Origin of the sequence: Mangrovactinospora gilvigrisea, from assembly GCF_001879105.1 — a bacterium.
Taxonomy (GTDB): domain Bacteria; phylum Actinomycetota; class Actinomycetes; order Streptomycetales; family Streptomycetaceae; genus Mangrovactinospora; species Mangrovactinospora gilvigrisea.
On sequence record NZ_MLCF01000118.1, the window covers coordinates 1 to 26963 of the forward strand.

The following is a 26963-nucleotide window of genomic DNA, read 5'->3' on the forward strand; positions in this document are numbered from 1 at the left end:
TACTGGGTGGGTGCGCGACGTTCCAGGGTCACGCTGGGCGCGGTGCGAGGTTTGCCGCCCCGAAGCCCCGGCACCCCACCCGGGGTGGTTGGCGGTGCGGGGTGGGTCGGTGGCCGGCGGGCGGCCGTCAGGCCTTGAGGGGGTCGGCGAGGTGGGAGATGTGGTCGAGTTCGGGTTGCCATTTGGGGTCGAGCTCGGCGGTGAGGCGGGCGTGGACGCGGAGGAAGTCGGCGGTCTCCTCGGGCGTCCAGGGGCGGAGGCGCTCCTCGTCGATGGCGGCGCGCAGGCGCGGCTCGTCCGTCCAGGCGGTGGCGTCCTCGGTGAGGCTGTTGCGGTACTGGAGGCTGCCGCCGCGGCGGACGACGGCGACGGTGTCGGCGAGGTGGCCGCGGTCGATGAGGTCGGCGGCCTCCAGGATGCCCTCGTAGCTGCGGCTGGCCTTGGTGGTGACGGTGAGTCGGCCGTGCCCGCGGTCGCGGACCTGCTCGTGGTAGCGCTTGAGGATGCCCTGCCGGCTCATCGCCTCCGGCACGCCGAGGACCAGCACCTCCACCCGGTAGCCGTCCCGGCGGAAGCCTTGGAGGAGGTCCTCGAAGTAGGCCGGGCTCTGCGCGGTCTCGTGGACGAGGATGTTGACGCGCTGCTCGCGGGCGTGGCCGAGGGCGAGGCGCATCCAGCGCTGGCCGTCGCGTCCGGTGCGCAGCGCGAGGATGCGGTCGTCGGAGTTGATCAGCCCGTCGTAGGCCGGGTGGTACGGCTTGTAGTAGTCGGCGTCGATGTCGGCGTGGCCGCCGCCCGCGGCGAGGCCGGGGACGATCTCCTTGGCCATCCGGGTCTTGCTCGCCCCCTGTTGGCCCAGCAGGACGACGGCGACGGGGGCGGCGCGGTGCTCGGGCCCGTCGAGGAGGTCCGGGACGATCTCCTCCTGGAAGATCTTGCTGTTGTGGACCTCGCTGAGCTGGCCGTCCGGGGACGGCTGGGCCGGCACGGTGGCCGCGCGGCGGGTCGCGACCGGCCCGGCCGCCCGGTTGCGGACGGCGTCGGCGGCGGCGGACGCCTCGGCGCGGGTGCGGGCGACGGCCTCCTCGTCGGTGGGCTGCAGCGCGGCGCGGCGGCGGTGGCAGGCGCGGCGGCGCTCGGCGAGGGAGTCGGCGAGGGCGTGGTCGCCGCGGGAGGTGGCGGCGGCGAAGCCGGCCGTGCAGGCGCCCGCGAGGGCGTTGAGGTCCTCGACGGCGGTCTCGTAGGCGAAGGCCGCCTCGCTGTCCCAGGGGAAGGGGGTGAGGCGGTCGACGAGGTGGGAGGGGGTCGCGTGGGTGGGCTGTCCCGCTTGGTGCGTTGACACGGTGTCATCCCTCCCTCGGGGTGTCGGCGTTCGGCGGACTGTGCGGTCGGTGCTGTCGGTGCTGTTGGTGCGGTCGGTGCGGTCGGTGCGGTCGGTGCGGTCTGCTCGGGCGTCAGGCTGCGGCAAGGTGCTCGGTGGCACCGTACGCCGTCAAGGTCAGTGTGCCGTTTGCGTCGAGGCGCCAGCGGCTGAGGGAGCCGGTGGGAGCCATGGGGACGGCGGCCAGAGCGTGTTCGTCCTCGGGGTCGGCGGGGTCGAGCCCCTCGGCGAGGGCGCGCAGCGCGAGGATGACGGCGTCGTGGGTGACGAGGAGGATCCGCGTGCCGGGGGTGGGCGAGTAGGTGTAGCGGATGTCGTCGAGCAGTGCGCGGACGCGGGCGAGCACCTCCGGGAAGCTCTCGCCGCCCGGGGGGCGGTGGCGGTACGGGCCGAGCTGGGCGCGGCGGGCGTGCTCCTGGGGGAAGCGGCGGCGGGCGGTGGCGTCCGTGAGGAGCTGGAAGATGCCCTGGGCGCGGTCGCGGAGGCGGTCGTCGACGGTGGCGACCGGGAGCATCAGGCCGTCCTGAGCAGCCTGGATGACGGCGTTCTGGTAGGTGTCGCGGGTGCGAGTGTAGGGGGAGATGAGGACGGTTGTGGGGCTGTGCGGGGGACGGCAGAGGTGCGTGCCGAGGGCGCGGGCCTCGCGGATGCCGAGGGGGGTGAGCGGGACGTCGGCGTCTCGGGCGGGGAGGCCGGTGACGGCCTGGCCGGCGGCTTCGGCGGCGGGGATGCGGAGGTTGGCGAGGCTTTGGCCGTGGCGGGCCGCGAGGAGTTCGGCGGCGGCTGACGGTGTGTTGGCTGCGGGGTCCCCCATGGTCGCGATTATCGGGGTTGGGGTGCGGGATCGCTATGGGTTCGTACGGAGTTGGTCGCGCCGCGCGGTGCGGGGTCAGCCGCCCCGAAGCCCCGGCACCCCAGCACCCCGGCACCCCGCCCGGACGGCTTCTCCGTCCGGCCGGGGTGCCGCGTCAGGTGCCGGGCCGTCAGGCCCAGTCGAAGGTGCGGGAGACGGCCTTCTTCCACTGGCCGTATTCGCGGTTGCGGGTGGCGGCGTCCATGGCGGGGTGCCAGGTCTTGTCCGCGGCCCACTTCTCGCGGAGTTCGGCGAGGTCGCTCCAGACGCCGACCGCGAGGCCGGCCGCGTACGCCGCACCCAGCGCCGTCGTCTCGGCGATGACCGGCCGGACCACCGGGACGTCCAGGACGTCGGCCTGGTTCTGCATCAGGAGGTTGTTGGCGGTCATGCCGCCGTCCACCTTGAGTTCGGTCACGTCGAGGTCGGCGTCCTGGCGCATGGCGTCGACGACCTCGCGGGTCTGCCAGGCCGTCGCCTCCAGCACCGCCCGCGCGATGTGCCCCTTGCCGACGAAGGCCGTCAGCCCGGCGATGACGCCGCGGGCGTCGGAGCGCCAGTACGGGGCGAACAGGCCGGAGAAGGCGGGGACGAAGTAGCAGCCGCCGTTGTCCTCGACGGAGGACGCCAGCGTCTCGATCTCGGCGGCGCTGGAGATGATGCCGAGCTGGTCGCGCAGCCACTGGACCAGCGCGCCCGTCACGGCTATGGAGCCCTCGAGGCAGTAGACGGGGCGGTCCTTGCCGAGCCGGTAGCCGACCGTGGTCAGCAGGCCGTGCTGGGAGGCGACGGCGCGCTCGCCCGTGTTGAGCAACAGGAAGCTGCCGGTGCCGTAGGTGCACTTGGCCTCGCCGACGTCGTAGCAGGCCTGGCCGAAGACCGCGGCCTGCTGGTCGCCGAGCGCGGAGGCGACGGGGACGCCGGTCAGCTGGCCCGTCGCCTCGCCGTACACCTCCGACGAGGAGCGGATCTCCGGCAGCACGGCCGCCGGGATGCCCATCTCGTCGAGGATGCTCTGGTCCCACTCCAGGGTCTCGATGTTCATCAGCATGGTGCGGCTGGCGTTGGTGACGTCGGTGACGTGCTTGCCGCCGTCCACTCCCCCGGTGAGGTTCCAGATCAGCCAGGAGTCGACGGTGCCGAAGGCCAGTTCGCCGCGTTCCGCGCGCTCGCGGGCGCCCTCGACGTTGTCCAGCAGCCAGCGCAGCTTGGGTCCGGCGAAGTAGGTGGCGAGCGGGAGGCCGGTGCGCTCGCGGAAGCGCTCCTGGCCCAACTCGCCGCCGAGCTGGTTGATGAGGTCGGCGGTGCGGGTGTCCTGCCAGACGATGGCGTTGTGCACCGGGTTGCCCGTCCGGCGGTCCCACAGCAGCGTGGTCTCCCGCTGGTTGGTGATGCCGAGCGCGCGCAGCTGCTCGCGGCGGATGCCCGCGCGGGCCATCGCGCCGGCGACCACGGACTGCGTCTTGGCCCAGATCTCGGTGGCGTCGTGCTCGACCCATCCGGGCTTGGGGAAGATCTGGCGGTGTTCCTGCTGGTCCACCGAGACGATCCGGCCCGCGGTGTCGAAGATGATGCACCGGCTGGAGGTCGTCCCCTGGTCGATCGCCGCAACGAAGGTGTCCTGCTCGGTCACGTTGCCGTCCTCGCAATCGGAAGTCGAATGCCACACGGGTGTGGGGAGCGTGCTGGGAGCGAGCGTGCTTGGGACGATTGCAGGCCCCCGGATCACCGTCAAGACGCGTGCGGCGTCCTACTGTCCGAGCGTGTCCAGGGTGGTGAGGCGCCAGCCGGAGGCGGTCTTGACGGCGTCGGCGGCGAAGGCCGCGGGGGCGTCGGAGGACTGCGGGGACTTGGCCTTGGCCGGGGTGGCGACGGTGCGCTGGTCGGCGTAGATCAGCACGCGGGCGCGGCCGCCGTTCAGCTGCTGGACGCCGGCGCCGGTGACGGTGGTGGTCAGCAGCAGCTTCAGCTTGGGTCCCTGGGCGCGGATGGCGCGGAACATGGTGGCGTGCTGGCTGCGGGCGCGTCCGGTGAGCCACTTGTCGGCGGCCTGCTGGGTGGCGTTCGGCTTGGCGTAGTCGTAGGAGAAGGCGGCGTTGACGGCGCTGGTGACGGCGCCCTTGAGGGCGCTGGTGCCGGCCGCGTCGGTGAGCGCGGTGTTGCGGGAGGCGGGGTCCGCCGAACCGCCGCCGGCCGCGGAGGCGCGGGTGGCGGCGAAGGCGGCGTAGCCGATCAGCAGGGCGGCGGCGGCGAACGCGGCGATCAGGGCGGTGCGCTGGCGGAGGGTCACTGCTGGGTGCTCCCGTCGTCGGTGGGGGCCTGGCCGAGGTCGCTGAGCAGCCAGCGTCCGCCGTGGACGCGGGTGAGCTGGCCGGTGAGGCGCTCGGTCTTGGCGGTGGCCTGCTGCCCGGGGGCGGTGACGGTGACCTTGAGGGCGACCATCAGCTGTGCCCGTCCGGCGCGGTCGTCGAGTTCGGTGAGGGCGGCGGAGAGCACCTTGGCGGTGGTGCTGGTCTTCGCCTGCTTGACCTGCTTGAGGAACGGGGCGCGGCCCTGGGCGAGTTGGGTGTGCAGGCTGCCGGTGGTGGAGGAGTCCCAGAGGGCGAGGCCGGCGGCGAGGTGCTGCTGGTCGAGGGTGTTGAGGTTCTGGACGGCCTGCTCGCCGGCGGCCAGCGCGGCGTCGCGATCGCGGGAGTAGGCGGCGGTGGTGTCGTGGGCGGCGCGGTACCAGCCGACGGAGGCCCAGACGGCGGCGCCGAGGGCGAGGAGGAGCACGGCGAGGGCGGTGAGCAGCAGCCGGGAGCGGGGGCGCCGGGCGGCCGGCGCGTCCTCCTCGGCGGTGTCCTGGGGGGTGTCTCCGGGGGGATCCGACGGGTCGTCCGGTTCCGGCTCGGGTGCGGGGGCCGGCTCGGGTGCGGGGGCCGGCTCCTGCGCGGCGGGCCCGTCCCCGTCGGCGGCCTCCGGCTCGGGCAGCACCGCGGTCGAGGCCCCGCTCGCCCCGGCGGGCTGCGACGGCCGGGAGGCGAGCGCCAGGGCGGCGGCGACCAGGGGGTTGCGGGCTCCTCGCAGGGTCATGCGGTTCCGTCCTTTGCTGGTGGTGCCGGGCTAGCGGGCCGTGAGCGCGGTGATGATCCATTGCCCGTGGCTCAGTCGGGCGTCGACGGAGAGCTGGGCGGCGGCGGTCGCCTTCTTGCCGTCGGCGCGGCTGCTGGTCTGGTCGAGGAAGACCAGCAGCCGCGCCGTGCCGCCGTGCAGGGTGACAACGCCGGCGCGCACGGTCTGGGTGGAGAGGGTGAGCTGCTGAGCGGAGTCGCGGCTGCGGACCTGGGCGAACAGCTGCTGGTACTGCCGGGCGGCCGTGCCGGTGAGCAGTTGGCGGGCGGCCTGCTGGGTGGCGTCCAGGCTCTTGGGGCCGTAGGAGAAGACGGTGTTGAGGGTGTTGCTGATGTCGCCGGTGGCGGCCGCGGTGCCGGCCTTGTCGGTGAGGGCGCGGTTGCCCGCCGCCGCCGAGGAGTCCAGGTCGCGGGCCGCGACCAGCGCCCAGCCGGAGAAGGCGAGCAGCCCGGCGAGGACGACGGGCAGCAGCCGCTTCGCCAGGCGCGGCCGGCGGGCCTTGGGGGCGCGCTTGCCGGTTGTCAGGGGCCGGGCGGAGCCGGTCGTCGAGGGGCGGAGGTCGGGCGACGGGTGGGCGCTCATGTCAGGAGTCGCCTCCCGCGGCGGGCAGGGCGGTCAGTGAGGTGAGGCGCCACGCGCCGCCCGAGGTGCGGGTCAGGCCCGCCTCGAAGCGCTTGCGGGCGTCGGTGGTGGTGCCGTCCTTGGTGACGGCGACGGTGACGGCGGCGATCAGCTTGGCGGTGCCGTCGCCCGGGTCGAGCTCGGTCAGCGCCGCGTCCGTCACCGTCCCCCTGGTGCTGGTGCCGGCCCGCGCCAGGCTGCTGCGGGTCGCGGAGCGGCTGCGGGCCAGTTGGTCGTGGAGCGGCCCGGTGGTGGCGTTCTGCCAGGCCGTCAGGTCGGCGTCGAGATGGTGGACGTCCAGGGTGTTGAGGCGGGCGACCAGCTGCCGCCCGGTGGCGAGCGCCGCGTCCCGGGCCCGTCCGCCGGTGAGCGCGGACGAGCCGCGGGCGTCGGCGTAGGTCCAGGCGGACGCGGCGGTGGCGGCGAGGACGATCAGGGTGGCCAGCCCCCGGACGAGCCGGCGGGGCGTCAGGCGCGGGAGCGTCGGGCGGAGGAGCGTTGGGCGGGGCAGCGTCATCGGCCGGCCTCCAGTCCGAGCAGGCCGCTCATGGTGGTGGCTCCGGTGCTCGTCCCGGCGGTGGAGAGCGGGCTCCAGGTCGGGGCGCCGCCGGGCTGCGCGGGGTTCGGGACGGGGCCGCCGGAGGGGGCGTTCTGGCTGCCGCGCACATTGGTGCCGCTCTTCGCGGAGGCGGTGCAGCGCGCACCCGTGTTGAGCGTTCCGGCGCTGGTGGTGAGCCCGTTGCGGTAGGTGGTGCCGCCGTATCCGGCGGTGCAGGGCAGCGGGTCGAAGAAGGTGAGCGCCATGCCCATGTGCGCGCCGCTGGCGTTGATCGCGGTGGAGCCGGCCGCGACGACCTTGGGCAGCTGCACCATCAGCTCCTGGATGCCGTGCTGCCGGGTGAGCGCCACCTCGGAGGTGGTGAGCAGGTTGGCGAGGACGACGCTGAGGTTGGGGTCGACGTCCCGCAGCAGCGCGGAGACCTGCTGGGCGGCGCCGGGCCCGGAGGCGATGAGGTGGCGCAGGTCGGGGTCGGAGGCGTCCAGTTGGGCGGAGAGGCTGCGGGTGCCGGCGGCGAAGGCGCGCAGCGCGTCGCCCTCGGAGGCCTGGGTGTCCAGCACGGTGGCGCCGCTGGTCATCAGCGCCTTTCCGGTCGGGTACTGCTGGTCGGCGGTCTTCAGGAAGGAGCTGGAGGTGTCGAGGAGCACCTGGAGGTCCTCGCCGTGCCCGGCGAAGACGCTGTCCATCTCGTCGATGACGGTGCGCAACTTGTCCAGCGGCACCGAGGAGGCGAGCGCGTCGACGCTCCTGAGCACGGAGGTGACGGGCGCCGGGGTGGAGGTCTGGGCCTCGGGGACGGTGGCGCCGTCGGCGAGGTAGGGGGAGCCGACGGCGGACGGCTTGAGGTCGATGTACTCCTCGCCGACGCCGGAGAGGTTGGCGACCGAGGCGTGCAGGGTGCTGGGGATGGGCGGGGCGGAGCTGTTGATGTGCAGGTCGGCGCGGACGCCGTCGTCCGTGAGGTGCAGGGCGCCCACCCGGCCGACGCTGACGCCCCGGTAGGTGACGTCGGCGTCGGTGTAGAGGCCGCCGGTCTCGGCGAGGTCGACGTGCACGGTGTAGTAGCCGCGCATGCCGACGAGGTGGCCGAGGTCGGCGTAGTGGATGCCGGTGTAGCCGAGGACGACGACGGCCAGCAGGATGAACAGCAGGTTCTTGAGGCGGATCGCAGTGGTGATCATTGCTTGCCGCCTCCGGTCGGCAGGGGGACGGGGGTCGTGCCGGGGGTGGCCCGGGCCGGTGTGCGGGCCGGTGTCCGGGCGCGGGCGGCCGCGGAGGGCGAGGCGGAGCCGGACGGCGAGGCGGAGGCCGTGGGGCTCGGGGTGATCGCCGGGATGATCTGGGTGCCGGGCTGGGCGGCGACGTCCAGGTAGAGGTTGAGGTAGTCGCCCTTGATGCCGCGCAGCACCTGGTCGGTGAAGGGGTAGGTGAGCAGCACCTGGAGGGAGTTGGGCAGGTTCTTGCCGGCCGCGGCGAGGGTGGTGAGGACGGGCTCCAGGCTGCGCAGGTCGGCGACGAGGTCGTCCTGGGTCTGGTTGACGGTGTGGACGGCGGTGCCGGAGAGCTTGTCCAGCGAGCCGAGCATGGTCATCAGCTGGCCGCGCTGGTCGGAGAGGACCTTCATGCCGGGGCTGAGCCCGGTGAGGGCGTCGCCCAGCTCGCCCTGCCGGGCGGCGAGGGTGGCGGAGAGCCGGTTGACGCCGTCGATGGCGTCGGTGATGTCGCCGCGGTGCGTGTCCAGGCCGGTGGCGAGGGAGTTGATGCGGGTGAGCACGGCCCGCATCTGCGGCTCGTTGCCGTGCATGGCGGCGTTCAGCTGGGTGGTGATGCTCTTCAGCTGGTTGATGCCGCCGCCGTTGAGCAGCATCGACAGCGCCCCGAGGACCTCCTCCACCTGGGGGTCGCGGTTGGTGCGGGAGGTCGGGATGACGGCGCCGTTGGCGAGCCGTCCGGTGGATCCGGTGGCGGGCGGGGCGAGTTGGACGTACTTCTCGCCCAGCAGGCTGGACTGCTCGATGTGCGCGTAGGCGTTGGCCGGCAGGGTGACGCTGTCGTTGATGCGCAGGGTGACGCGTGCGGTCCAGCCGTCCGGGGCGAGCCCGATCTTCGCGACCCGGCCGACGGCGACGTCGTTGACCTTCACCGCGGACTGCGGGGTGAGGTCGAGGACGTTGCTGAAGTCGGCGGTGACCGTGTACGGGTGGGAGCCGAGGCTGGCGCCGCCGGGCAGCGGCATGGCGGCCAGGTCCGGGGCGCCGGAGCAGCCGGCGGCGAGCAGGGCGGTGGTGGCAGCGGTGGTGGCGGCCAGGGCGGCGGCGAGGCGGCGTCTCATGGGGTGCTCCCCCCGGCCGTGGTGGTGGGGTCGGTGCCGGGGAGCGGCAGGATCTTGCCCATGCTGATCTCGTTGAGGTCGCCGCGGCTGTCCAGGGTGCGGGTGGACGGGTTGTAGGCGCGCAGCACGTTGTCGGCGGCGAGCGGCACGGTGTCCAGGGTCTCGGCGAGCGAGGCGCGCTGGTCGACGAGCGTCTGGGCGATGGGCGTGATCAGGTCGATGCTGTGCTTGAGCTTGGCCCGGTTGTCCTTGACGAAGCTCTGCACCTGGTCGAGGGCGATCGCCAACTGCTTGAGCGCGGAGGCGAGATCGGTGCGGTCGGCGGCGAGGAAGGTGGCGACGTCGGAGAGCTGGCTCTCGGCGGTGGCCACGCCGGTGTTGTTGCGCTGCAGCATCGCCGTGAAGGACTGCAGGTAGCGGATGGTGGCGAAGAGGTTGCCCTTGTGGTTGGCGAGGGTGCGGGTGGCCTTGCCGAGCTGGGCGAGCGCGTCGCCGATGGCCTTGCCGTTGCCGTCCAGGTTGGCGGCCCCGGTGGAGATCAGCTGGGAGAGGGCGCCGTTCTTGTTGGCGCCGTGGGGCCCGAGGCTGTCGGCGAGCTTGGAGAGCGAGCTGTAGAGCTGGTCGATCTCCAGCGGGGTGGCGGTGCGGGAGGCGGGGATCAGCGCGCCGTCGGCCATCCGCGGCCCGCCGGTGTAGGCGGGGGTGAGCTGGATGTAGCGGTCGGCGACGACGCTGGGGGTGACGATGACGGCGTCGGCGCCCTGGGGGATGTGCACGTCCGGGTCGAGGGCGAGGGTGGCGCGCACCCGGGTGCCCTCGGGTTTGACGGCGGTGACGCGGCCGACGCGCACGCCCAGCACCCGCACGTCGGAGCCGGCGTAGAGGCCGGTGGTGTGGTCGAAGAGCGCGGTGGCGGTGCGGTCGTCGGGCTGCAGGGCGGTGGCGGTGCCGTAGCCGGCGGCGGCGAGCAGCACCAGCACCGTGCCGATGACGGCGGCCCGCCGGGCGGCCGGGTTGCGGCGGGGAGCGGAGGGGTCCGGCTCGTCCGCCTCCGCCGCCTTCACCTCGTCCGCCGCCTCCGCCTCGACCGCGGGCAGCGCCACCGTCTCGGCCTCCTCCGGCGGCGTCGCGTCCGGGGCTCTGCCCCGGGGCACGCGGGGGATGCGGGGGATGCGGGGGATCCTCATCTGCTTCCTCCGCTGGTCGTGTTCGGCGGCATGCAGCCGGTGGCCGGCTGGGTGCCGGTGGGCAGGTAGTCCTTGGGGACGAGCCCGCACAGGTAGGCGTCGAACCAGTGCCCGGTGCCCAGCGCGTTGGTGAGCAGCCGGTAGTAGGGCCCGGCGAGGCTCAGCGTCTTGTCGAGGCTCTTCTGGTTCTTGTTCAGGACGCCGGTGACCCGGTCCAGCGCGGCGAGCGTCGGGGCGAGCTGCTTGGTGTTGTCCTGGATGAGCCCGGCGAGCTGGGTGCCCAGGTTGGTGGCGCCGACGAGCAGCGCGTGGATGGCGTCCCGCCGCATCCGCACCTCCCCCAGCAGCTGGTTTCCGTCCGTCAGCAGGGTCTGGAAGTTGCCGTTCTGGCCGGCCAGTGTCTGGGTGATCTGCCGGGTGCCGTCCAGCAGCCGGGCGAGCGAGGCGTCCCGCTTCGACAGCGTCAGCGAGAGCGCCGCCAGCCCGTGCGCCGCCGTCCTGACCTGTGGCGGGGTGTTGGCGAACGCGCCGGAGACGGCGTTGAAGGCCTGGGCGAGGCGCTTGGTGTCCAGCTGGTCGAAGGTCGAGCCCAGCCCGTTGAGCGCCTGGGTGACGTCGTAGGGCGAGACGGTGCGGCTGGTGGGGATCGGGGTGGACGGGTCCTGCTTGCCGGCCCCGAGCGGGTCGACGGCGAGGTACTTCTCCCCCAGCAGCGTCTTGATGGCGATGGAGACCGTGGAGGAGTCGCCGATCCAGGTGTCCTTGACGTTGAAGGTGACCCGCACCCGGTCGCCGTCCAGGCTCACCCCCGTCACCTTGCCGACCTTGACGCCGGCCACCCGCACCTCGTTGCCGGGGTCGAGCCCGGCGGCCTCGGTGAACCTGGCGGTGTAGGTGGTGCCGCCGCCGATGACGGGCAGCGCGTCGGCGTTGGCGACCAGCAGCCCCACCAGGGCGGCGATCAGCAGCCCGACGAGGCCGACGGAGAGCGGGTGGCGCCGCAGCAGGCTCATGATCCGCACCTCGCAGCGTGGCCGGTGACGCCGGTCGGGGGCTTCTCGCCGGTGGAGGTGGTGACGCCGGTGACGGTGGCCTGGCACAGGTAGGCGTTGAGCCAGGAGCCGTAGGAGACGGTGCGGGCGATGGCCGTCATCTTCTCGGGGGTGGTGGTGAGGAAGGAGGTGATCTGGGGTTCGGCGGCGTCCAGGTTGGTGGCGAGTCCGCCGAGCCGGTCGATGTCGGACTTCAGCGGCGAGCGGCCGTCGTTGAGCAGCCCGGCGGTGGTGGTGGTCAGCGACGCCATCGCGGTGACGGCCTCGCCGAGCGGCTGCCGGTCGGTGTTGAAGCCGGAGACCAGCTGCTTCAGCGTCCCGATGAGCTCGTTGAGGCCGGACTCGCGGGTGTTGACGGTGGCGAGGACCTTGTTGAGGTTGTCGATGACCTCGCCGATCTGCTTGTCGCGGGAGGCGAGGTCGGTGGTGAGCGAGCCGATGTGGGTGAGCAGCGAGTCGACGGTGCCGCCCTCGCCCTGCAGCACCTGGATGATCTCGCCGGCGAGTTCGTTGGTGTCCTTCGGCGACAGCCCCTGGAAGAGCGGCCGGAAGCCGTCGAAGAGCTGGGTGAGGTCGAGCGCCGGGCTGGTGCGGGCGAGCGGGATGGTGGCGCCGGTGGCCAGGGTGTCGCCCACCGGGGCGCTGCCGCGGTCGAGTTCGATGTAGCGCTGGCCGACGAGGTTGAGGTACTTCACCGAGGCGGTCGCCCCGGCCGGCAGCGGATGCCCCTTCTGCAGCGAGAAGTCGACCCGGGCGACGCGGTGGTCGACGACGTGGATGCCGTCGACCCGTCCGACGCTCACGCCCGCGATCCGGATGCTGTCGCCGGGCAGCAGCCCGGTGACGTCGCTGAAGCGGGCGTGGTAGTGGACGGTGCCGGTGGTGGCGGTGTCGGCGATGGCGTAGCCGAGGCCGGCGGTGGCCAGGCCGGTCACCACGATGAAGACGATCGACTTGATGAGCGGCCCGAGGAGGCCCGGGCGGATCCGCATCCGAAGGCCCATCACTTCACGCTCACCTCCGTGCCGCGGAAGGCGGGTCCGGTCAGCACGCTGCTCCAGTCGGGAAGGCTGGTCGGCTTGGTGTGCAGGGCCGGCGCCAGCAGCTCGTTGACGAGGGTGTTCTCGGCGGGCGAGTTGGCGATGCCGAGGCTGCCCCGGGCGGTGGCCGCGTTCAGCGGGGTGACGGCGAGGGGGGCGGCCGTCGCGCGGGGGACGCCGCTGTAGGGCACGGGGTAGCAGGCGGGCCCGCCGCTCGCGGTGTAGGTGGGGGTGTCGGCGCCGGGCTTGTAGGCGCCGCGCGGCTCGGTGACGGTGACCGAGACGTGCAGGCCGGGCTTGTCCGTCCCCTTGCCGAGCGCCTTGTCCATGTTCGGCACGAAGTCCGAGAGGGTCTTCAGCAGGCAGGGGAACTCGGGCGAGTACCTCTGCATCAGCTGCAGGCTGGGGCGGCTCGCCGCGTTCAGCCGGATGATGTTCGCCGCGTTCTGGTCGAGGAACCCGCGGGCGTCGGTGGAGGCGTTGGCCGCCGAGCCGTAGAGCGTGGCCAGCTGGTCGCGCTGGGAGGCGACGGTGGCGCTGGTTTTCGTCAGGTTCTCCAGGCCGGCCAGCAGGTCGGGCGCCGCGTCGGCGTACACCCCGCTGACGGTGGCCAGCCGCCGGATGTCGGCGGTGAGCAGCGGCAGGTCCGGGTTGAGCTTCTTGAGGTAGGCGGCGAGGGTGTCGGCGGAGGCGCCGAGTTCGGCGCCGCGGCCGTCCAGGGCCTGGGAGACGGCGGTGAGGGTGGCCGAGAGCTTCTCCGGCTTGACGGCGGTGAGCAGCGGCAGGGTGTGGTCGAGCACCTGCTGGAGCTCGATGGCGTTGTGCGAGCGGTCCTGGTCGATGGTGGCGCCGGCCCGGAGCGGGTCGGCGACGGTCCCGTCGGCGCGGTCGGCGGCCGTCTGCATCCCGCCGCCGGCGCCGGAGTTCGGCACCAGGGCGACATAGCGCTCGCCGAAGAGGGTGGTGGGCAGCATCTGGGCGCTGACGCCGGAGGGGATCTGCCGCATCTTGCCGGGCTGCATGGCGAGGGTGAGGCTGGCCCGGCTGCCGTTGGCGGAGATCTTGGAGACCTCGCCGACGACGACGCCGCGGAGCTTGACGTCCGCGTGGACGTGCATCTCGTTGCCGGTGGAGTCGGTGAGCACGGTGACGGTGTCGGTGTGCGTGAAGTCCTTGTGGTAGAAGGCGATCGAGAGCCACACCAGCAGCAGCGGCACGGCGAGCGCCAGCAGCCCGGTGAGGCGGCGGCGGGCGGTGGCCCGCAGGTCGGAGGTGGTCATGGTCAGCCCGCCACCCGCACCGTCGTGGTGGCTCCCCAGATGGCCAGGGAGAGGAAGAAGTCGGTGACGCTGATCAGCACGATGGCGTTCCTGACGGATCGTCCGACCGCCACCCCGACGCCGGCGGGCCCGCCGCTCGCCCGGTAGCCGTAGAAGCAGTGCGCCAGGATCACCATGACGCTGAAGACCAGCACCTTGAGGAAGGAGAGCAGCACGTCCGCCGGCGACAGGAAGAGGTTGAAGTAGTGGTCGTAGGTGCCGGCCGACTGCCCGTTGTAGACCGTGGTGATCACGCGGGAGGCGACGTAGGAGCAGAGCAGCCCGACCCCGTAGAGCGGGATGATCGCGACGGTGCCGGCGATGATCCGGGTGGTGACGAGGTAGGGCATGGAGCGGATGCCCATCCCCTCCAGCGCGTCGATCTCCTCGTTGATCCGCATCGCGCCCAGCTGGGCGGTGAACCCGGCGCCGACGGTCGCCGACAGCGCGAGCCCGGCCACCAGCGGGGCGATCTCCCGGGTGTTGAAGTAGGCGGAGATGAACCCGGTGAACGCGGCGGTGCCGATCTCGTTGAGCGCGGCGTAGCCCTGCAGCCCGACGACCGTGCCGGTGAAGATCGTCATCCCGATCATCACGCCGACCGTGCCGCCGATGATGCCGAGCCCGCCGGTGCCGAACGCCACCTCCGACAGCAGCCGCTGCACCTCGCGCGGGTAGCGGCGCAGCGCGCGCGGGATCCACAGCAGCGCGGCGACGTAGAACGCCAGCTGGTCGCCGGGGGCGTCGAGCCAGGCCAGCAGGCGGCCGGGGCGCAGCCTGCGGCGGGAGCCTTCCATGAACATCGTCGGCCTCCCCCTCAGGATCCCTTGGGCGGGACGATGTGCAGATAGATCATCGTCATGGCGAGGTTGACCAGGAACAGCAGCAGGAAGGTGATGACGACGGACTGGTTGACCGCGTCGCCGACCCCCTTGGGGCCGCCGCGCGGGTTGAGCCCGCGGTAGGCGGCGATGATGCCGGCGATGAACCCGAAGATCAGCGCCTTGACCTCGCTGATCCACAGGTCCGGCAGCTGGGCGAGCGCCGAGAAGCTCTGCAGGTAGGCGCCCGGGGTGCCGCCCTGCATCAGCACGTTGAAGTAGTAGCCGCCGAGCGTGCCGACGACCGAGACCAGTCCGTTGAGGAGGACGGCGACGCCCATGGTGGCCAGCACCCGCGGCACCACCAGGCGCTGCACGGGGCTGATGCCCATCACCTCCATGGCGTCCAGCTCCTCGCGGATCTTGCGGGAGCCGAGGTCGGCGCAGATCGCCGATCCGCCGGCGCCCGAGATCAGCAGCGCCACGATCAGCGGGCTGGCCTGCTGGATGACCGCCAGGACGCTGGCGCCGCCGGTGAAGGACTGGGCGCCCAGCTGCTGGGTGAGGGATCCGACCTGAAGGGCGATCACCGCGCCGAAGGGGATGGAGACCAGGGCGGCGGGGAGGATGGAGACGCTGGCGACGAACCAGAACTGCTCGATCAGCTCGCGGAGTTGGAAGGGCCGCCGGAAGGTGTCGCGGACGACGGTGATGGCGAGCGTCAGCACCCGGCCCGTCTCGCGCAGCGGCCACAGCGCGCGGCCGGCGTTCGGTAACCGGGTGGGGGCGGTGTTGCCGCTCACGTGGCCGTCACCGCCTTCGGCAGCACCATGGTGGAGCCGTCGTGGTCGCCGCCGGGGGCGGCCGGGGCGCCGGCGAGGCCCGGGTCGGCGTCCAGCACCGCCTTGCGGGCGGCGTCCGGCAGGGTGCCGAGCATGCCGCGGACCCGGTCGCGGTGGCGGTTGACCGCCTGGCGGGGCGGCAGGCCGTCGCTGGGCGTCAACTGGGGGGCGAGGGTGGCCCGCTGACGCTGCGTGCTGCCGCTGCCGCCGCCGCTCCCGTTGGCGGCCTGGGCGCGCTCCCGCTCCTTCGCCAGGGTCTCCTGGTCCTTCTCCTCCGACATCCCGATCGGGCCCTCGGGGCTCCCGCACAGGAACTGCGCCACCACCGGCTCGTCGCTGGTGAGCAGCACCTCGCGGGGCCCGAAGGCGACGAGGTTGCGGTTGTAGAGCATCCCCATGTTGTCCGGCACCGTGGAGGCGATGTCGAGGTTGTGGGTGACGATCAGCATCGTCGCGTCGATCTGCGCGTTGAGGTCGATGAGCAGCTGGGAGATGTAGGAGGTGCGGACCGGGTCCAGGCCGGAGTCCGGCTCGTCGCAGAGGATGATCTGCGGGTCGAGGACGAGGGCGCGGGCGAGGCCGGCGCGTTTGCGCATCCCGCCGGAGATCTCCCCGGGCAGTTTGCGCTCGGAGCCCTCCAGGCCGACCATCCCGATCCGCTCCATGACGATCTTCTTGATCTCCTTCTCGCTCTTGCGGGTGTGCTCGCGCAGCGGGAAGGCGATGTTGTCGTAGAGGCTCATCGACCCGAAGAGCGCCCCGTCCTGGAACATCAGGCCGAAGAGCTTGCGCGTCCGGTAGATGTCGCGCTCGCGGCCTCCGACCATGTCGGTCCCGTCGACCATCACGCGTCCGCGCTCCGGCCGGATCAGCCCGATCAGCGACTTCAGGAACACGGTCTTGCCGGTGCCGGACGGACCCAGCATGACGCTGACCTCTCCGGCGGGCAGGGTGAGGCTGACGTCCTGCCAGATCTTCTGGCTGCCGAAGGACTTGGTCAGTCCCTCGACCCTCACCTCGATTCCCATGACACCTCCCCTGGCAGGTGGGGTTGCAGCGACGGGTGCGAGCGGGACGTTACGCAGCGGTAATCCCCGCGAGCAATACGCCGGTCGGATACTTTTCGCCATCGATTGCCTGGTGGTCCCCCGCACGCTCACCCGGTGACAATCACGGCTCGGTTTCTTGTCACCGAGTGAGCGTGCGCTCCGCCCACGAGGGCGAATGCCGCCGCGGAACCGGGGGCGGTACCACGGTGGTCGAGGAGAGCGGAGGCGCCGTCATTTCCCGCCGCACCCACTCCTTTTCAGCCGGACGCTACGCGCGGGTAACAGCGGGCGCAACACCTCGCGCGGCGCTTTCTGCGGCCGTCGCCGGATCGATGCGGGGAATTGTCACTCGGTGAGTGTTCGGCCGATTTCCCTTGTCATCGAGGGTGTATCGGCGGTGTGTCGGCGGGCGTTCGGGCGCGGCCGGGAGCCCGGTCGGCACGGGACCGGGCACGGCCGGCCCGCCGACGTGGGGAAGGGGGCCGCCGCGGCTCCTGGGGGGTGGTTGGGTCCGCGGCGGCCCCTGGGGAACGGAGCCGCCTGCTTGGGGCACGGCGGCTCCGGCCTGTGCGGCGCCGGTGATCGGCGCTCAGCGTTCGGGCTCGGGAACGATCAGGGGCTGGTAGTCGGGCGTGCAGCCGCTCGCCGCGGGGTCGCCCTGGTTTCCGGCGAAGCAGACGCCGCCCTGGACCTGCTTGACGTAGTTCCCGTGCCCCGAGATGGAGGCGGTGAGCAGGGGGTCGAGGTCCTGCCCGCCGGCCGTGCAGCCGGTGAAGGGCGGGATGGTGACACTGCCGTCGACGACACCGCCGTTGACGAGGGTGTAGCCGACCGTGACCCCGGAGGTGCTCTCGACGTGCCCGGTCACGACCAGATGGGGGCCGTCGCCGGCCGGCGCGTCCGGGTCCGGCGAGTAGACCGACCCCTCGGTGCGGCAGTTCGGTCCGACGTCCAGGGACTTCCCGTTGACCGTCACGTTCGACACATACAGCTGGAGGGGGACCCTGATCACCGTCTCGCCCTGCTGATAGGTGAAGGTCACCTGGTGGAGCACCGAATCAATCGTCATCGGGCCGATCTGGCGCAGCGTCATCGTCGCCGTCGTCGGCATGAACCCGAACGACAGAAAGGTGGCGCGACCCGGCGTCGTCTCGGGCTCCCCCTTGTAGTACAGGCTTCCCGTCGAATGCTGGAGGATGGTGACGATGTACCCGCCGCCGAACACCAGCTTGCTGGGCCCCTGGAGAATCTTGGCGCAGGAGACCGGGATCAGCGAGGCGCCGTGCAGTTTATTGACGTTCGAGAGCCCCGTGATATAGGCGGACATCGCGAGCGGATTCGAGTGGTCCCCGATGCACTCCGGCGCGGCGGGGCGGACCACCGTGCCGGCCCTCCTCCCCCCTGCGCCGGCGGACTTCGGGGCGGGGCCGGCCGTGCGAGCGCGCGGTGGCGCCGTCGCCGCGCCGGCGGACGGCGCGATCGACGGCGGCCGGCCCGAAGGCAGGGGCGTGGGCGTTCCGGTGGGGCCGGCGAGGTCGACCGTCCCGACGGTCGTCACCCGTCCGCTGTCCGCCGTGCAGGACGCGTCCACCTCGGCCGGGGCGGCGCCCGCCGATGCCGGGGAGAGCTGCAGCCGCAGGTCCAGATTCCCCGCCGAGACCGTCAGCCTGCCCGGCGTGTCCCCCTCGAAGGTCGGCGCGCGGCCCGTGGTCGTCACGGTCATTCCGCCCGAGGACGGCACCGCGGCGGCCGTCGGCTGGGTGCCCGGCCACGCGGCGGTGGCGGCCGTACCGCCGTCGGTGAGCGCCACCTCCAGCGAGGTCCGGGCCGTCAGCGAGGTGCCCTGCTTGGCCAGCGCCGCCACCTCGGTGTCGGGGAGCGCGACCGACGTCGTCACGGTCCCGGGATCCACGGCGCGTCCGGCGGTGCCGGCCGCCGGGAGCTCCGTGGCGACCGTCACCGTCACCGGCTGGTCGCCGGAGGGGAACCGGCAGGTGTAGGAGAGCGCTGAGGGCGCCGACGGGCCGTCGGCGGCCGCCGACGGCAGGAGTCCCGCCACTGCGAGCAACCCGACGACGGCCGCACCGCCGGTTCGCGTGAGGGCGCGTGCGGCGACCGCTTGGCGCATTCCTGATCTCCGATCGTCGATCCCGTCCGGCGGCCTGCCGACGGCCGGGTCCCGGGCGGGCAGCGGATCCTGACTGCCCGTCCGGAACCCGGCCGGCCTCGGCTCAGAGGCGCGGAGCCGTTCAGCTGCCCGTGATGGTCGGGTGGGTGGTGGTGCCGCCGGACGGCGTGAACACGGTGTAGTTCCCGACGAAGGTCGGCGAGTCGCCGTTGCTGACCAGGCCCGCGCAGCCGGCCGTCACGCCGGAGATCGTCAGGTCTCCGGAGACGCTGTTGACCGCGAGCACCCCGCTGCTGTTGGTGTAGGTGCCGCTGGCCTTGCCGCCCACGGTGAACTGGCACGAGGCCGCGGTCACGGCGACGTTCTTGATGTTGCCGATGTTGCCGGTCGTCACGCCGGTCGACGCGTTGTAGTCCGAACCGTTGATCGTCCACTGCGCGTCGGTGCTCGACGGCGGAAGGTTGGAGACGCTCGCCGAGCCCAGGATGCTGGTGCAGCCGGTGAACGTCACGTTGTCGATGGTGCCGACCTGCGCCGGGTTGCCGGTCGCGCTCGCCAGGGTGCCGCTCGCGGTACTGGCACAGGTGATGGTGAAGCCGTTGTCCGTCAGGGTCGTGGTCGGCGAGGAGGCCGAGTACGTCTCCGAGGGGTTCGGGCCGACGGTCCACGTCGTCGCCGCGGTCGCCATGGCCGGCGCCGTGACTATGGCCGCTCCGGACAGGCCCGCGACGGCCACCAGCGCGAGCTTGATGCCGATCTTCCTCATGGTGATGCACTCCTCTTGGAGAGTGTCGGGAGGGGAGGGGGAGAGGGGGGATGGTGCCCGAACCGCCGCTACTGCACGGCCGAGTGCCAGTACTGCGAGAGCGTCGAGCCGTCGTTCGGAGCGGCCACGCCCGGCGCCGTGAGGCCGCCGAGGTAGGTGCTGGCGCTGTTCAGCACGACCTTGTTGGTGCCGGAGGACGCCGGGATGCCGGTCTTGAGGTCGACGGCCAGGTCGATCGCACCGAGCAGTCCGCAGTTGCTGGCTCCCGGGACGGCGAAGGTGCTGTCGCTCTGGTCGGCGCCGGTGATGGCGATCCGGGTCATGGCCGAACCGATCGTGGAGTCCGGCGTCCCGTTGCCGTCGAAGCCCTGCGCCGCGAGCGAGGGCGCCGAGTCGTTGCCGGGCTTCAGCAGGATCGGGTTGGAGTCCGTTCCGATGGTGCAGGTGGAGGCGAGGAACGGATTGCTCAGCTTGATCTTGACCGGGATGGTCATCATCGGCTGACCGGTGCCGATGCCGGCCGGCAGGCTGAAGTTCGTCGGGGCGCCGGCCGAGACCATCGTGGCCGTCACCCGGTTGAGGGTGCTGTTGGTGATCCCGTCGCAGATGCTGCTGATGACCGGGACCTTGCTGGGGCACATCAGGCCGAGCAGCCCGCCGGGGATGTCCGCGGAGTCGGCCACCAGGGCGCCGCCCGACGGGGCGACCAGGGTCGCCGGCGCTCCCGAGTTATGCGAGATGATGCCGATTTGGAGATCCGCATTTCCCGTGGGAACTGTTGTATTTCCAAGCTTCATGGTGCCGCTCGTCGAATGCGACGAGATGCATTGGGCGACATCCGAACTGCCGTCGGCGGCCAGCATGGCGGGGTCGTCCACCGGGCAGCGACTGAACGGCGCCCAGTCCCCGGCCAGTTGAGGGGTGGTGTCAGCGCTGGCCGAGCCGACGGACAGCAACGCCGCCAGCGCCGCGCCCGCACCGACCGCGGTGATCCGTAATCGAGCTGATCTACGTCTCATGGGACGCCACGCTCCAATTCCGTTACCTCGACTACTCGCCGGTACGCTAACCTCTGCGTCACATGGTCGCAATGCCTTCGTTCCCGAAATCTTTGCCCGGCTTGAAATTTGACAGCCAGTGATAAGGAAAGTCTCCAGAACACTCACCGGGTGCCAACCGGCCGTGCCGCCCCTCGCAGCCGCCGCGACCAGCACGTGATCACCGCGGGTTGTCACCGGCTGAGCGGGGTCGCCACGCCGTTTGGCAGCCGATAACAAAAAACCACGGCCCGACCCCTGGCACCCGACGACCGGTCGCCATAGCCTGACCGTCCGTCACGCCGCTCCACCCTTCTTCCGCCACAGAGGTCGAGACAAGGGGCGCTCTACATGACCAACGGGATGCCGGACCCCCAGGACTCCGGGGCACCGGATCATGACGCCGCCAGTGCGGATTACATTCCTCCGATTCCGCGGAAGGTCGCCACCCTCATGTGGCCGGAACTCCCCAGTCTGGTACGGGAGATCCGGGATGCCATCCGCGACGAAATCCCCGACTACCGGATCTTATTCGACGGGCCGACGAGGGATGTGATCGAGGACGGCGTCGAGCAGAATCTGACGACCTTTGTCGAACGGGTCGACGACCCCGCCAGCCTCTCCCCCGTGCGCGACGAGATGTGCCGGCGCCTCGGCCGGTACGAGGCGTACGAGGGCAACTCGATGGACAACCTGCGCGCCGCCTACCGGCTCGGGGCGCGCGTCGCGCTGCGGCGCGCCAAGCGGGTGGGGGCCCAGTTCAACCTCAAGCAGGAGTTCACCGTCTCCTTCGCCGACACCCTCTTCCGCTACGTCGACGAGATGGAGCGGCTCTCCCTGGAGGGCTACCGCGAGGCGGAGGCCACCGGCCCGCAGGAGCCCGGCCGGCGGCAGCGGCGGCTGCTTCGGCTCATCCTCGCCGGGGACAAGGCGCCGCAGCAGGCGGTGACAGAGCTGGCCGCGGACATCCGGTTCACCGTCCCGGCCGAGGTGACGCTGGTGGCCGTCGCCGTCCCGAACGCCGCGGAGGCCCCGCAGTCCGCCCCCGAGCTCGGCGAGGGCGCCCTCGTCAACATCACCGGCGACGAGCCGCACATGCTGCTCTCCGGCGCCCCGACGGACGCCCAGCTGACCGCCCTGGAGGAGTGGGCCGCCGCCACCGGCGCGCGGGCCGCGGTGGGCGTCCCGGTCGTCATCGCGAGCGCCGCCGACTCGATGCGCTGGGCGCGCCGCACCCTCGAACTCGCCGAGGCCGGGACCATCGAGCCGGCGCCCCTCCTGCTGACGTCGCGGCACCTCACCGAGATCTGGCTGATGAACGACCCCGCCCTGCTGGAGCAGTTGGTGCGTCGCCAGCTGGGCCCGCTGGAGGCCGTCAGCGAGCAGAAGCGCGGCACCTTCGTCGAGACGCTCCGGCGGAGGATCGTCGACCAGGAGGCGGCGACCGAGATCGCGGAGCAGCTGGGGGTGCATGCGCAGACGGTCCGCTACCGCCTCCACAAGCTCGACGAGCTGCTGGGCGACCTCATCCATGATCCGAACGAACGTTTCGCCACCGAGATCGCCCTGCGTGGCCTGGAGTTACGCCAGAAGAGCGGCGATGGCGATCATATGGAAAATCCCTGACCCGGTATAGGGGGGAGAAATCGGGGCAGTCCATCCGTTGTTGACGGAGAGGAACCGCACCCGAACCAGCCAGGAGGGGGGCCGAGCCGATGACTGCCCCGCCGCGCCCCGACGACCGCCGCGCGCCGCGGGACTCCTCCGCGGGTCCCGGGTCGATGGAGCGCCTCTCCACCCCGGACACCGCCCCGCCCCCGCCCAGCGCGTCGTCGCCGCTGCCGCCGCCCCGCACGCCCTCGCCGCCGATCGACCCGATCGGCACCCCGCTCCCGCCCCCGCGCCGCGCGCACCGGCGGATGCCGGACGAGGTCCGCACCTCCGTGGTGCGGACGGTGATCCTCTTCGGCTGCACGCTGGTCTCGTCGATGGTGCTGGCCATGTCGATGATCGCCGGATCCTGGTTCACCGCGTTCGCGCTGCTGGTGATGCTGGTGCTGGCCGTCGTCACCGCCTGCTCGGGGCTGGAGATCCTGGTGGCGAGGCAGGTGCACCGCGAGCATCTGGCCCGCGGGGAGCCCTGCCCGTTCGACCCGTGAGACGTTCCCGGCCCTCGCGCCCCTGTGCGGATAGGCTCGCTTCAAGAGCCAACCCTCATTTGACTGGTGGGAGCAGCAACATGTCCGGTACCTCCGGCAGCAGGGCAGAGATCGGCGTCACCGGGCTTGCGGTGATGGGCCGCAACCTGGCCAGGAACCTGGCCCGGCACGGGCACAGCGTGGCCGTCCACAACCGGACGGAGGCCAAGACCAAGGACCTCGTCGAGGAGTTCGGCAACGAGGGCACCTTCGTCCCGGCCTACAGCGCCGAGGAGTTCGTCGCCTCCCTGGAGCGGCCGCGCCGGCTGGTCATCATGGTGAAGGCCGGCGGCCCGACGGACGCGGTCATCGACGAGTTCGCCCCGCTGCTGGAGCCCGGCGACATGATCGTCGACGGCGGCAACGCGCACTTCGAGGACACCCGGCGCCGCGAGGCCGCCCTGCGCGACAAGGGCATCCACTTCGTCGGCACCGGCATCTCCGGCGGCGAGGAGGGCGCCCTCAACGGCCCGAGCATCATGCCCGGCGGCTCCAAGGAGTCCTGGGAGGCGCTCGGCCCGCTGCTCACCGACATCGCCGCCAAGGTGGACGGCGAGCCGTGCTGCAGCCACATCGGGGCCGACGGCGCCGGACACTTCGTCAAGATGGTGCACAACGGCATCGAGTACTCCGACATGCAGCTCATCGCGGAGGCCTACGACCTGCTCCGCAAGGGCCTCGGCAAGTCGACGGACGAGATCGCCGAGATCTTCCAGGGCTGGAACGAGGGCCGCCTCGACTCCTACCTGATCGAGATCACGGTGGAGGTGCTGCGGCAGCGCGACGCGGCCACCGGCAAGCCGCTGGTCGACGTCGTCGAGGACCAGGCCGAGCAGAAGGGCACCGGCCGCTGGACGGTGCAGACCGCGCTGGACCTGGGCATCCCGGTGACCGGCATCGCCGAGGCGGTCTTCGCCCGGTCGCTGTCCGGCAGCGCGGCGCTGCGCGAGAAGACCGCGGGCGTGCTGCCCGGCCCGGCGGCCTCGGAGCTGACGGGGGATGAGGCGGCGTCGTTCGCGGACGACATCGAGCAGGCGCTGTACGCGTCGAAGATCGTCGCCTACGCCCAGGGCTTCAACGAGATCCAGGCCGGCGCCGCCGAGTACGACTGGGACATCGACCTGGGCGCGGTGGCCAAGCTGTGGCGCGGCGGCTGCATCATCCGGGCCCGCTTCCTCAACCGGATCTCGGACGCCTACGTCCAGAACCCGGGCCTGGAGACGCTGCTGACGGACGACTACTTCCGCGACGCGGTCGCCGCGGCCCAGGACGCGTGGCGCCGGGTGGTCGCCACCGCGGCCCGGCTGGGCATCCCGGCGCCGGGGTTCTCCTCCGCGCTGGCGTACTACGACGGCCTGCGCGCGCAGCGGCTGCCGGCGGCGCTGGTGCAGGGGCAGCGCGACTTCTTCGGTGCGCACACCTACCGGCGGACGGACAAGGCGGGCTCCTACCACACGCTCTGGAGCGGCGACCGCTCCGAGGTGCAGACCTCCTGACGGACGAGGCCCCCTCGCCCCGGCACCTCACCCCGACGGCTTCTTCGTCCGCGGGTGGGGTGCCGGGGCGTTCGTCGTCCTGCGTCGTCCTGCGTTGTCCTGCGTCCTGCGTCATCCCCGGAGCGCGGTGCGCAGCGCGAGAGCGGCGATGAGAGCCGCGGAGGCCAGGGCCGTGATGCGGGCGCCCCGCGGGGTGGTGAGGACCGGGCCGAGGGCCGCGGCTCCACCGGCGAGGAGCAGCTGTCAGCTGGCGGACGCGAGGACGATGCCCAGGACGTAGAGAGCGACGTCGAGCGCGGGGAACCGCCCGCCGCTCCCCGCGCCGATACCGCCGCCGATGCCGCCGTCAATGCCGCCGCCGAGCATCAGCGCCGAGAAGTACAGCGCCGGCCAGGGGTTGAGGGCGGTGAGGGCGAAGTAGGAGAGGAAGGCGCGGGCCGGGCGCAGGGGTTGCGGCGGTGCCGGGGCCGGGACGTGCCCAGCGGGGCGGCGCAGCGCGCCGCGCAGGGCGCGGGCGGCGAGGGCGAGCAGCACCGCGCAGGCCGTCCAGCGGAGCGGCACCGCGAGGGGGCGGACGGCATCCGCCAGCGCCGCTCCCCCGAGCGCCGCGGCCACCGCGTACACCGCGTCCGCGGCGGTCGCGCCGAGCGCGGCCGCCGCGCCCGACCGCAGCCCCGACCGGGCCGTCATGGCGATCATCAGGACCGCGACCGCGCCGATGGGGACCGCGAGGCCGTAGCCGGCCCAGAGCCCGGAGCCGAGGGCCCGAACGTCCATGGTTCTTGCCGCCTTTCACCGTGGGGGGTGCGGGGTGGTGAGGTGATCCCATGGTTCGGGCAGGCCCGCGGGCCGGTCCATCGACGATTTCCGCACGGCACCGTGAGGAGGGGCCGAATGATCGACCACCGGGTGCGGGCGCTGCGCGCGCTGGCCCGCGAGGGGACGGTGACCGCCGCCGCGGAGGCGCTGCACCTGACGCCGTCGACGGTCTCCGTCCAGCTGCGGCAGCTCGCCGCCGAGCTGGGCGTCCGGCTGCTGGAGCAGGACGGCCGGCGGGTGCGGCTCACCCCGGCGGCGCGGGTGCTGCTGGAGCACGCCGAGGTGATGTACGGGGAATGGGAGCGGCTCCAGCAGGACCTGGAGCGGTTCCGCCCCGGGGACGGCGGCCCGCGGCGGCTGCGGGTGACGGCGGTGGCGAGCGCGCTGGCCGCGGTGGTGGCGCCGGCGGTGCGGGCGCTGTCGCTGGAGAACGGGCGGGCGGCCGTCGCGGTGGAGGTCACCGAGGATCCGGAGGAGGACCGGCTGCGGCTGCTGGCCGCCGGGACGGTGGACGCGGCGGTGGTGATCCCGGTCGCCGGGGAGCCGGCACTGCGCGAGGCGGAGCGGCTGGGGATCCGTCAGTTCCCGCTGCTCACCGAGCCGATGGACCTGCTGGTGCCGGCCGGCCACCGGCTGGCGCGGCGCTCGGCGGTGGCCTTCCGGGAGTTGGCGGACGAGTCGTGGATCCGGGCCGGCGATCCGCGGGACCAGCACCAGCTGCTGCTGGCCGCCGCGGAGGCGGCCGGGTTCCGGCCGCGGGTGGCGCACGGCGCCGTGGACTGGCACGCGGTGGCCGGGCTGGTGGGGCAGGGGTTCGGGGTGTGCCTCTATCCGCGGACGGCGCCGGATCCCTCGGGCCCGGCGGCCGCGGCAGCGCGGCGCGTCCGGCTCTCGGGCGGCGGCGCGGCCGGCGCCGTCCCGTCGCGGCGGATCGTGGCGGCGGTGCGGGAGGGCGCGGACGAGTCCCCCGGCGTGGCGCGACTGCTGCTCGCGCTGCAGGACGCGGGACGCCGGGTGGCGGAGCGTCAGACGCCGGACCCGGCCCCGTAGGCCGCCCGCAGCGCGTCCGCCACGGCCGCCTCCGCCTGCTTGCGGTCCAGCCCGTGGTGCCGGGCCGTCTCCGCGAAGGCGCGGGCCGCGGCGGCGACCGCCCGGGACGCGGCGTCCGCCGCGGCGGCGATGAACGTCCCGTGCCGTCCCCGGGTCTCGATGACGCCGTCCGCCTCCAGCGCCCGGTACGCCTTGGCGACGGTGTTGACGGCGAGCCCCAGCTCCCCGGCGAGCGCCCGGACGGTGGGCAGGCGGTACCCCACGGGCAGCGTCCCGGCGCGGGCCTGTTCGGCCAGCTGGGTGCGGAGCTGCTCGTAGGGGGCGGTGGACGAGGCGGGGTCGACGCTCAGGTTCGGCTCGGCGGACATGGCCTCATTGTGGCGGTTCCGCCGATCCGGCCGGCGAAGAGGGTGAGCACGTCGGCGGCGATCCCCGGTGGGTCGGGATCCGGATCGGGGAGTACGGTCGGTGGGGTCGGCGGCGGCTGCGGAGCGGCCGCGTTCCGCCGGCGGGCCCCGGTCGCCTTGGGCGCCTCGGTCACAGGATTGTTGTAGCGCCGGGGCGGTGCCGGCCCGGCCCGCCGGGCCGCGACACACCGGTCCATCACCCCGGAGAAGGAGAGGAACACCATGCGGTTGACGCATTACGTCCATGCCTGCGTGCTGGTTGAGGAAACGAACGCGGACGGACGCACCGTACGCATCCTCATCGACCCCGGGGCCTTCTCGACCGGCTTCCAGGACCGCACCGACCTGGACGCGGTGCTCATCACCCACGAGCACTTCGACCACCTGGACCTGGAGAACCTCCCGGCGCTGCTCGCCGCCAACCCCGACGCGGTGCTGCTCGCCGACCCGGGCAGCGGCAAGAAGCTCGCCGAGGCCGGCATCGCGCACCGCGAGCTGGCGCCCGGGGACCGCGTCGAGGTGCAGGGCCTCCCCATCGAGGTCTCCGGCGGCAAGCACGCCGTCATCCACCCCGACATCCCGCAGGTCGACAACAACGGCTACCTGATCGCCGGCAAGGTCTTCCACCCCGGCGACTCCTACGCCGAGCCGCCGGCCGGCAGCAGCACGGACGTCCTCCTCGCCCCCGCCGGCGGCCCCTGGCTGAAGGCCGAGGAGATGGTCGACTACGTCCGCAAGGTCGCCCCGCGCATCGCCGTCCCCATCCACCAGGCGATCCTCATCCCGCCCGCGCAGGACCTCTACCACGGCCTGATGGCCAACCTCGCCCCCAAGGGCACCGAGGTCACGGTCCTGGAGCAGGGCACCCCCACCGAGGTCTGACGGCAGCGGC

The 26963-nt window shown here is 72.7% G+C and carries 26 protein-coding genes; 5 read left to right on the forward strand and 21 right to left on the reverse strand.

Annotated elements, in window-relative coordinates; translation table 11 throughout:
• Nucleotides 1-127: 127 nt before the first annotated feature.
• The 19 genes from BIV57_RS18690 to BIV57_RS18780 form a co-directional block, all read right to left on the reverse strand.
• A complete protein-coding gene (locus tag BIV57_RS18690) occupies nt 128-1342 on the reverse strand; it encodes a zeta toxin family protein (RefSeq protein WP_071657996.1) in 1215 nt (404 codons plus the stop codon).
• Nucleotides 1343-1454: 112 nt separating this feature from the next.
• A complete protein-coding gene (locus BIV57_RS18695) occupies nt 1455-2195 on the reverse strand; it encodes a histidine phosphatase family protein (RefSeq protein WP_071657997.1) in 741 nt (246 codons plus the stop codon).
• 169 nt (nt 2196-2364) lie between these two features.
• A complete protein-coding gene (glpK, locus tag BIV57_RS18700; RefSeq protein WP_071657998.1) occupies nt 2365-3867 on the reverse strand; it encodes a glycerol kinase GlpK in 1503 nt (500 codons plus the stop codon).
• A gap of 117 nt (nt 3868-3984) precedes the next feature.
• The gene (locus BIV57_RS18705; RefSeq protein WP_079170470.1) at nt 3985-4524 is read right to left on the reverse strand and encodes a hypothetical protein; all 540 of its coding nucleotides are present in this window, start codon (nt 4522-4524) and stop codon (nt 3985-3987) included.
• The gene (locus tag BIV57_RS18710; protein ID WP_071658015.1) at nt 4521-5030 is read right to left on the reverse strand and encodes a hypothetical protein; all 510 of its coding nucleotides are present in this window, start codon (nt 5028-5030) and stop codon (nt 4521-4523) included. The genes BIV57_RS18705 and BIV57_RS18710 overlap by 4 nt, the downstream gene beginning before the upstream one ends.
• Before the next feature lie 309 nt (nt 5031-5339).
• Nucleotides 5340-5930, reverse strand: a complete 591-nt coding sequence (locus BIV57_RS18715; protein WP_071657999.1) for a hypothetical protein — start codon at nt 5928-5930, stop codon at nt 5340-5342.
• Nucleotide 5931: 1 nt separating this feature from the next.
• The gene (locus BIV57_RS18720; protein WP_245797799.1) at nt 5932-6486 is read right to left on the reverse strand and encodes a hypothetical protein; all 555 of its coding nucleotides are present in this window, start codon (nt 6484-6486) and stop codon (nt 5932-5934) included.
• Nucleotides 6483-7709, reverse strand: a complete 1227-nt coding sequence (locus BIV57_RS18725; RefSeq protein WP_071658000.1) for an MCE family protein — start codon at nt 7707-7709, stop codon at nt 6483-6485. Before BIV57_RS18725 ends, BIV57_RS18720 begins: the two co-directional genes overlap by 4 nt.
• A complete protein-coding gene (locus tag BIV57_RS18730) occupies nt 7706-8860 on the reverse strand; it encodes an MCE family protein (protein ID WP_071658001.1) in 1155 nt (384 codons plus the stop codon). Before BIV57_RS18730 ends, BIV57_RS18725 begins: the two co-directional genes overlap by 4 nt.
• Nucleotides 8857-10014 (reverse strand): MCE family protein, encoded by a 1158-nt coding sequence (locus tag BIV57_RS18735; RefSeq protein ID WP_265737000.1) that lies wholly within the window; start codon nt 10012-10014, stop codon nt 8857-8859. Before BIV57_RS18735 ends, BIV57_RS18730 begins: the two co-directional genes overlap by 4 nt.
• A gap of 29 nt (nt 10015-10043) precedes the next feature.
• Nucleotides 10044-11060: an MCE family protein gene (locus tag BIV57_RS18740; protein WP_071658002.1), complete on the reverse strand. Its 1017-nt coding sequence runs from the start codon at nt 11058-11060 to the stop codon at nt 10044-10046.
• Nucleotides 11057-12103 (reverse strand): MCE family protein, encoded by a 1047-nt coding sequence (locus BIV57_RS18745; protein ID WP_071658003.1) that lies wholly within the window; start codon nt 12101-12103, stop codon nt 11057-11059. Before BIV57_RS18745 ends, BIV57_RS18740 begins: the two co-directional genes overlap by 4 nt.
• Nucleotides 12103-13419: an MCE family protein gene (locus BIV57_RS18750; RefSeq protein WP_071658004.1), complete on the reverse strand. Its 1317-nt coding sequence runs from the start codon at nt 13417-13419 to the stop codon at nt 12103-12105. Before BIV57_RS18750 ends, BIV57_RS18745 begins: the two co-directional genes overlap by 1 nt.
• 2 nt (nt 13420-13421) lie before the next feature.
• Nucleotides 13422-14255, reverse strand: coding sequence for an MlaE family ABC transporter permease (locus BIV57_RS18755; protein WP_071658018.1), 834 nt, complete (start codon nt 14253-14255; stop codon nt 13422-13424).
• Nucleotides 14256-14275: 20 nt separating this feature from the next.
• Nucleotides 14276-15082: an MlaE family ABC transporter permease gene (locus tag BIV57_RS18760; protein ID WP_071658005.1), complete on the reverse strand. Its 807-nt coding sequence runs from the start codon at nt 15080-15082 to the stop codon at nt 14276-14278.
• Nucleotides 15079-16149 carry an ABC transporter ATP-binding protein gene (locus tag BIV57_RS18765; RefSeq protein ID WP_071658006.1) on the reverse strand — a complete coding sequence of 357 codons (1071 nt, stop codon included), beginning with the start codon at nt 16147-16149 and terminating at the stop codon, nt 15079-15081. Before BIV57_RS18765 ends, BIV57_RS18760 begins: the two co-directional genes overlap by 4 nt.
• A gap of 610 nt (nt 16150-16759) precedes the next feature.
• Nucleotides 16760-18229: a DUF6801 domain-containing protein gene (locus BIV57_RS18770; RefSeq protein ID WP_139275716.1), complete on the reverse strand. Its 1470-nt coding sequence runs from the start codon at nt 18227-18229 to the stop codon at nt 16760-16762.
• Between the two features lie 190 nt (nt 18230-18419).
• Nucleotides 18420-19064 (reverse strand): hypothetical protein, encoded by a 645-nt coding sequence (locus BIV57_RS18775; RefSeq protein WP_071658008.1) that lies wholly within the window; start codon nt 19062-19064, stop codon nt 18420-18422.
• Between the two features lie 68 nt (nt 19065-19132).
• Nucleotides 19133-20083, reverse strand: a complete 951-nt coding sequence (locus tag BIV57_RS18780) for a hypothetical protein (RefSeq protein WP_071658009.1) — start codon at nt 20081-20083, stop codon at nt 19133-19135.
• Nucleotides 20084-20464: 381 nt separating this feature from the next.
• Here BIV57_RS18780 and BIV57_RS18785 point away from each other — a divergent pair, with 381 nt between their 5' ends.
• The 3 genes from BIV57_RS18785 to gndA all read left to right on the forward strand — a co-directional run bounded on the left by BIV57_RS18785 (nt 20465) and on the right by gndA (nt 23795).
• The gene (locus tag BIV57_RS18785; RefSeq protein ID WP_071658019.1) at nt 20465-21727 is read left to right on the forward strand and encodes a PucR-like N-terminal domain-containing protein; all 1263 of its coding nucleotides are present in this window, start codon (nt 20465-20467) and stop codon (nt 21725-21727) included.
• 89 nt (nt 21728-21816) lie between these two features.
• The gene (locus BIV57_RS25375) at nt 21817-22260 is read left to right on the forward strand and encodes a hypothetical protein (RefSeq protein ID WP_071658010.1); all 444 of its coding nucleotides are present in this window, start codon (nt 21817-21819) and stop codon (nt 22258-22260) included.
• An 80-nt stretch (nt 22261-22340) separates the two neighbouring features.
• Complete coding sequence (gene gndA / locus BIV57_RS18795) at nt 22341-23795, forward strand: NADP-dependent phosphogluconate dehydrogenase (RefSeq protein ID WP_071658011.1); 1455 nt, start codon at nt 22341-22343, stop codon at nt 23793-23795.
• 243 nt (nt 23796-24038) lie between these two features.
• Here gndA and BIV57_RS18800 read toward each other — a convergent pair whose 3' ends face one another.
• Nucleotides 24039-24572: a LysE family transporter gene (locus BIV57_RS18800; protein ID WP_336446821.1), complete on the reverse strand. Its 534-nt coding sequence runs from the start codon at nt 24570-24572 to the stop codon at nt 24039-24041.
• 117 nt (nt 24573-24689) lie between these two features.
• On the opposite strand from BIV57_RS18800, the gene BIV57_RS18805 reads away from it, so the two are divergent.
• Nucleotides 24690-25664, forward strand: coding sequence for a LysR family transcriptional regulator (locus BIV57_RS18805; protein ID WP_071658012.1), 975 nt, complete (start codon nt 24690-24692; stop codon nt 25662-25664).
• Here BIV57_RS18805 and BIV57_RS18810 read toward each other — a convergent pair.
• The gene (locus BIV57_RS18810) at nt 25640-26032 is read right to left on the reverse strand and encodes a GntR family transcriptional regulator (RefSeq protein WP_071658013.1); all 393 of its coding nucleotides are present in this window, start codon (nt 26030-26032) and stop codon (nt 25640-25642) included. The genes BIV57_RS18805 and BIV57_RS18810 overlap by 25 nt on opposite strands.
• A 261-nt stretch (nt 26033-26293) precedes the next feature.
• Between BIV57_RS18810 and BIV57_RS18815 the strand changes: the two genes are divergently transcribed.
• The gene (locus BIV57_RS18815; protein ID WP_071658014.1) at nt 26294-26953 is read left to right on the forward strand and encodes an MBL fold metallo-hydrolase; all 660 of its coding nucleotides are present in this window, start codon (nt 26294-26296) and stop codon (nt 26951-26953) included.
• Nucleotides 26954-26963: the final 10 nt, after the last annotated feature.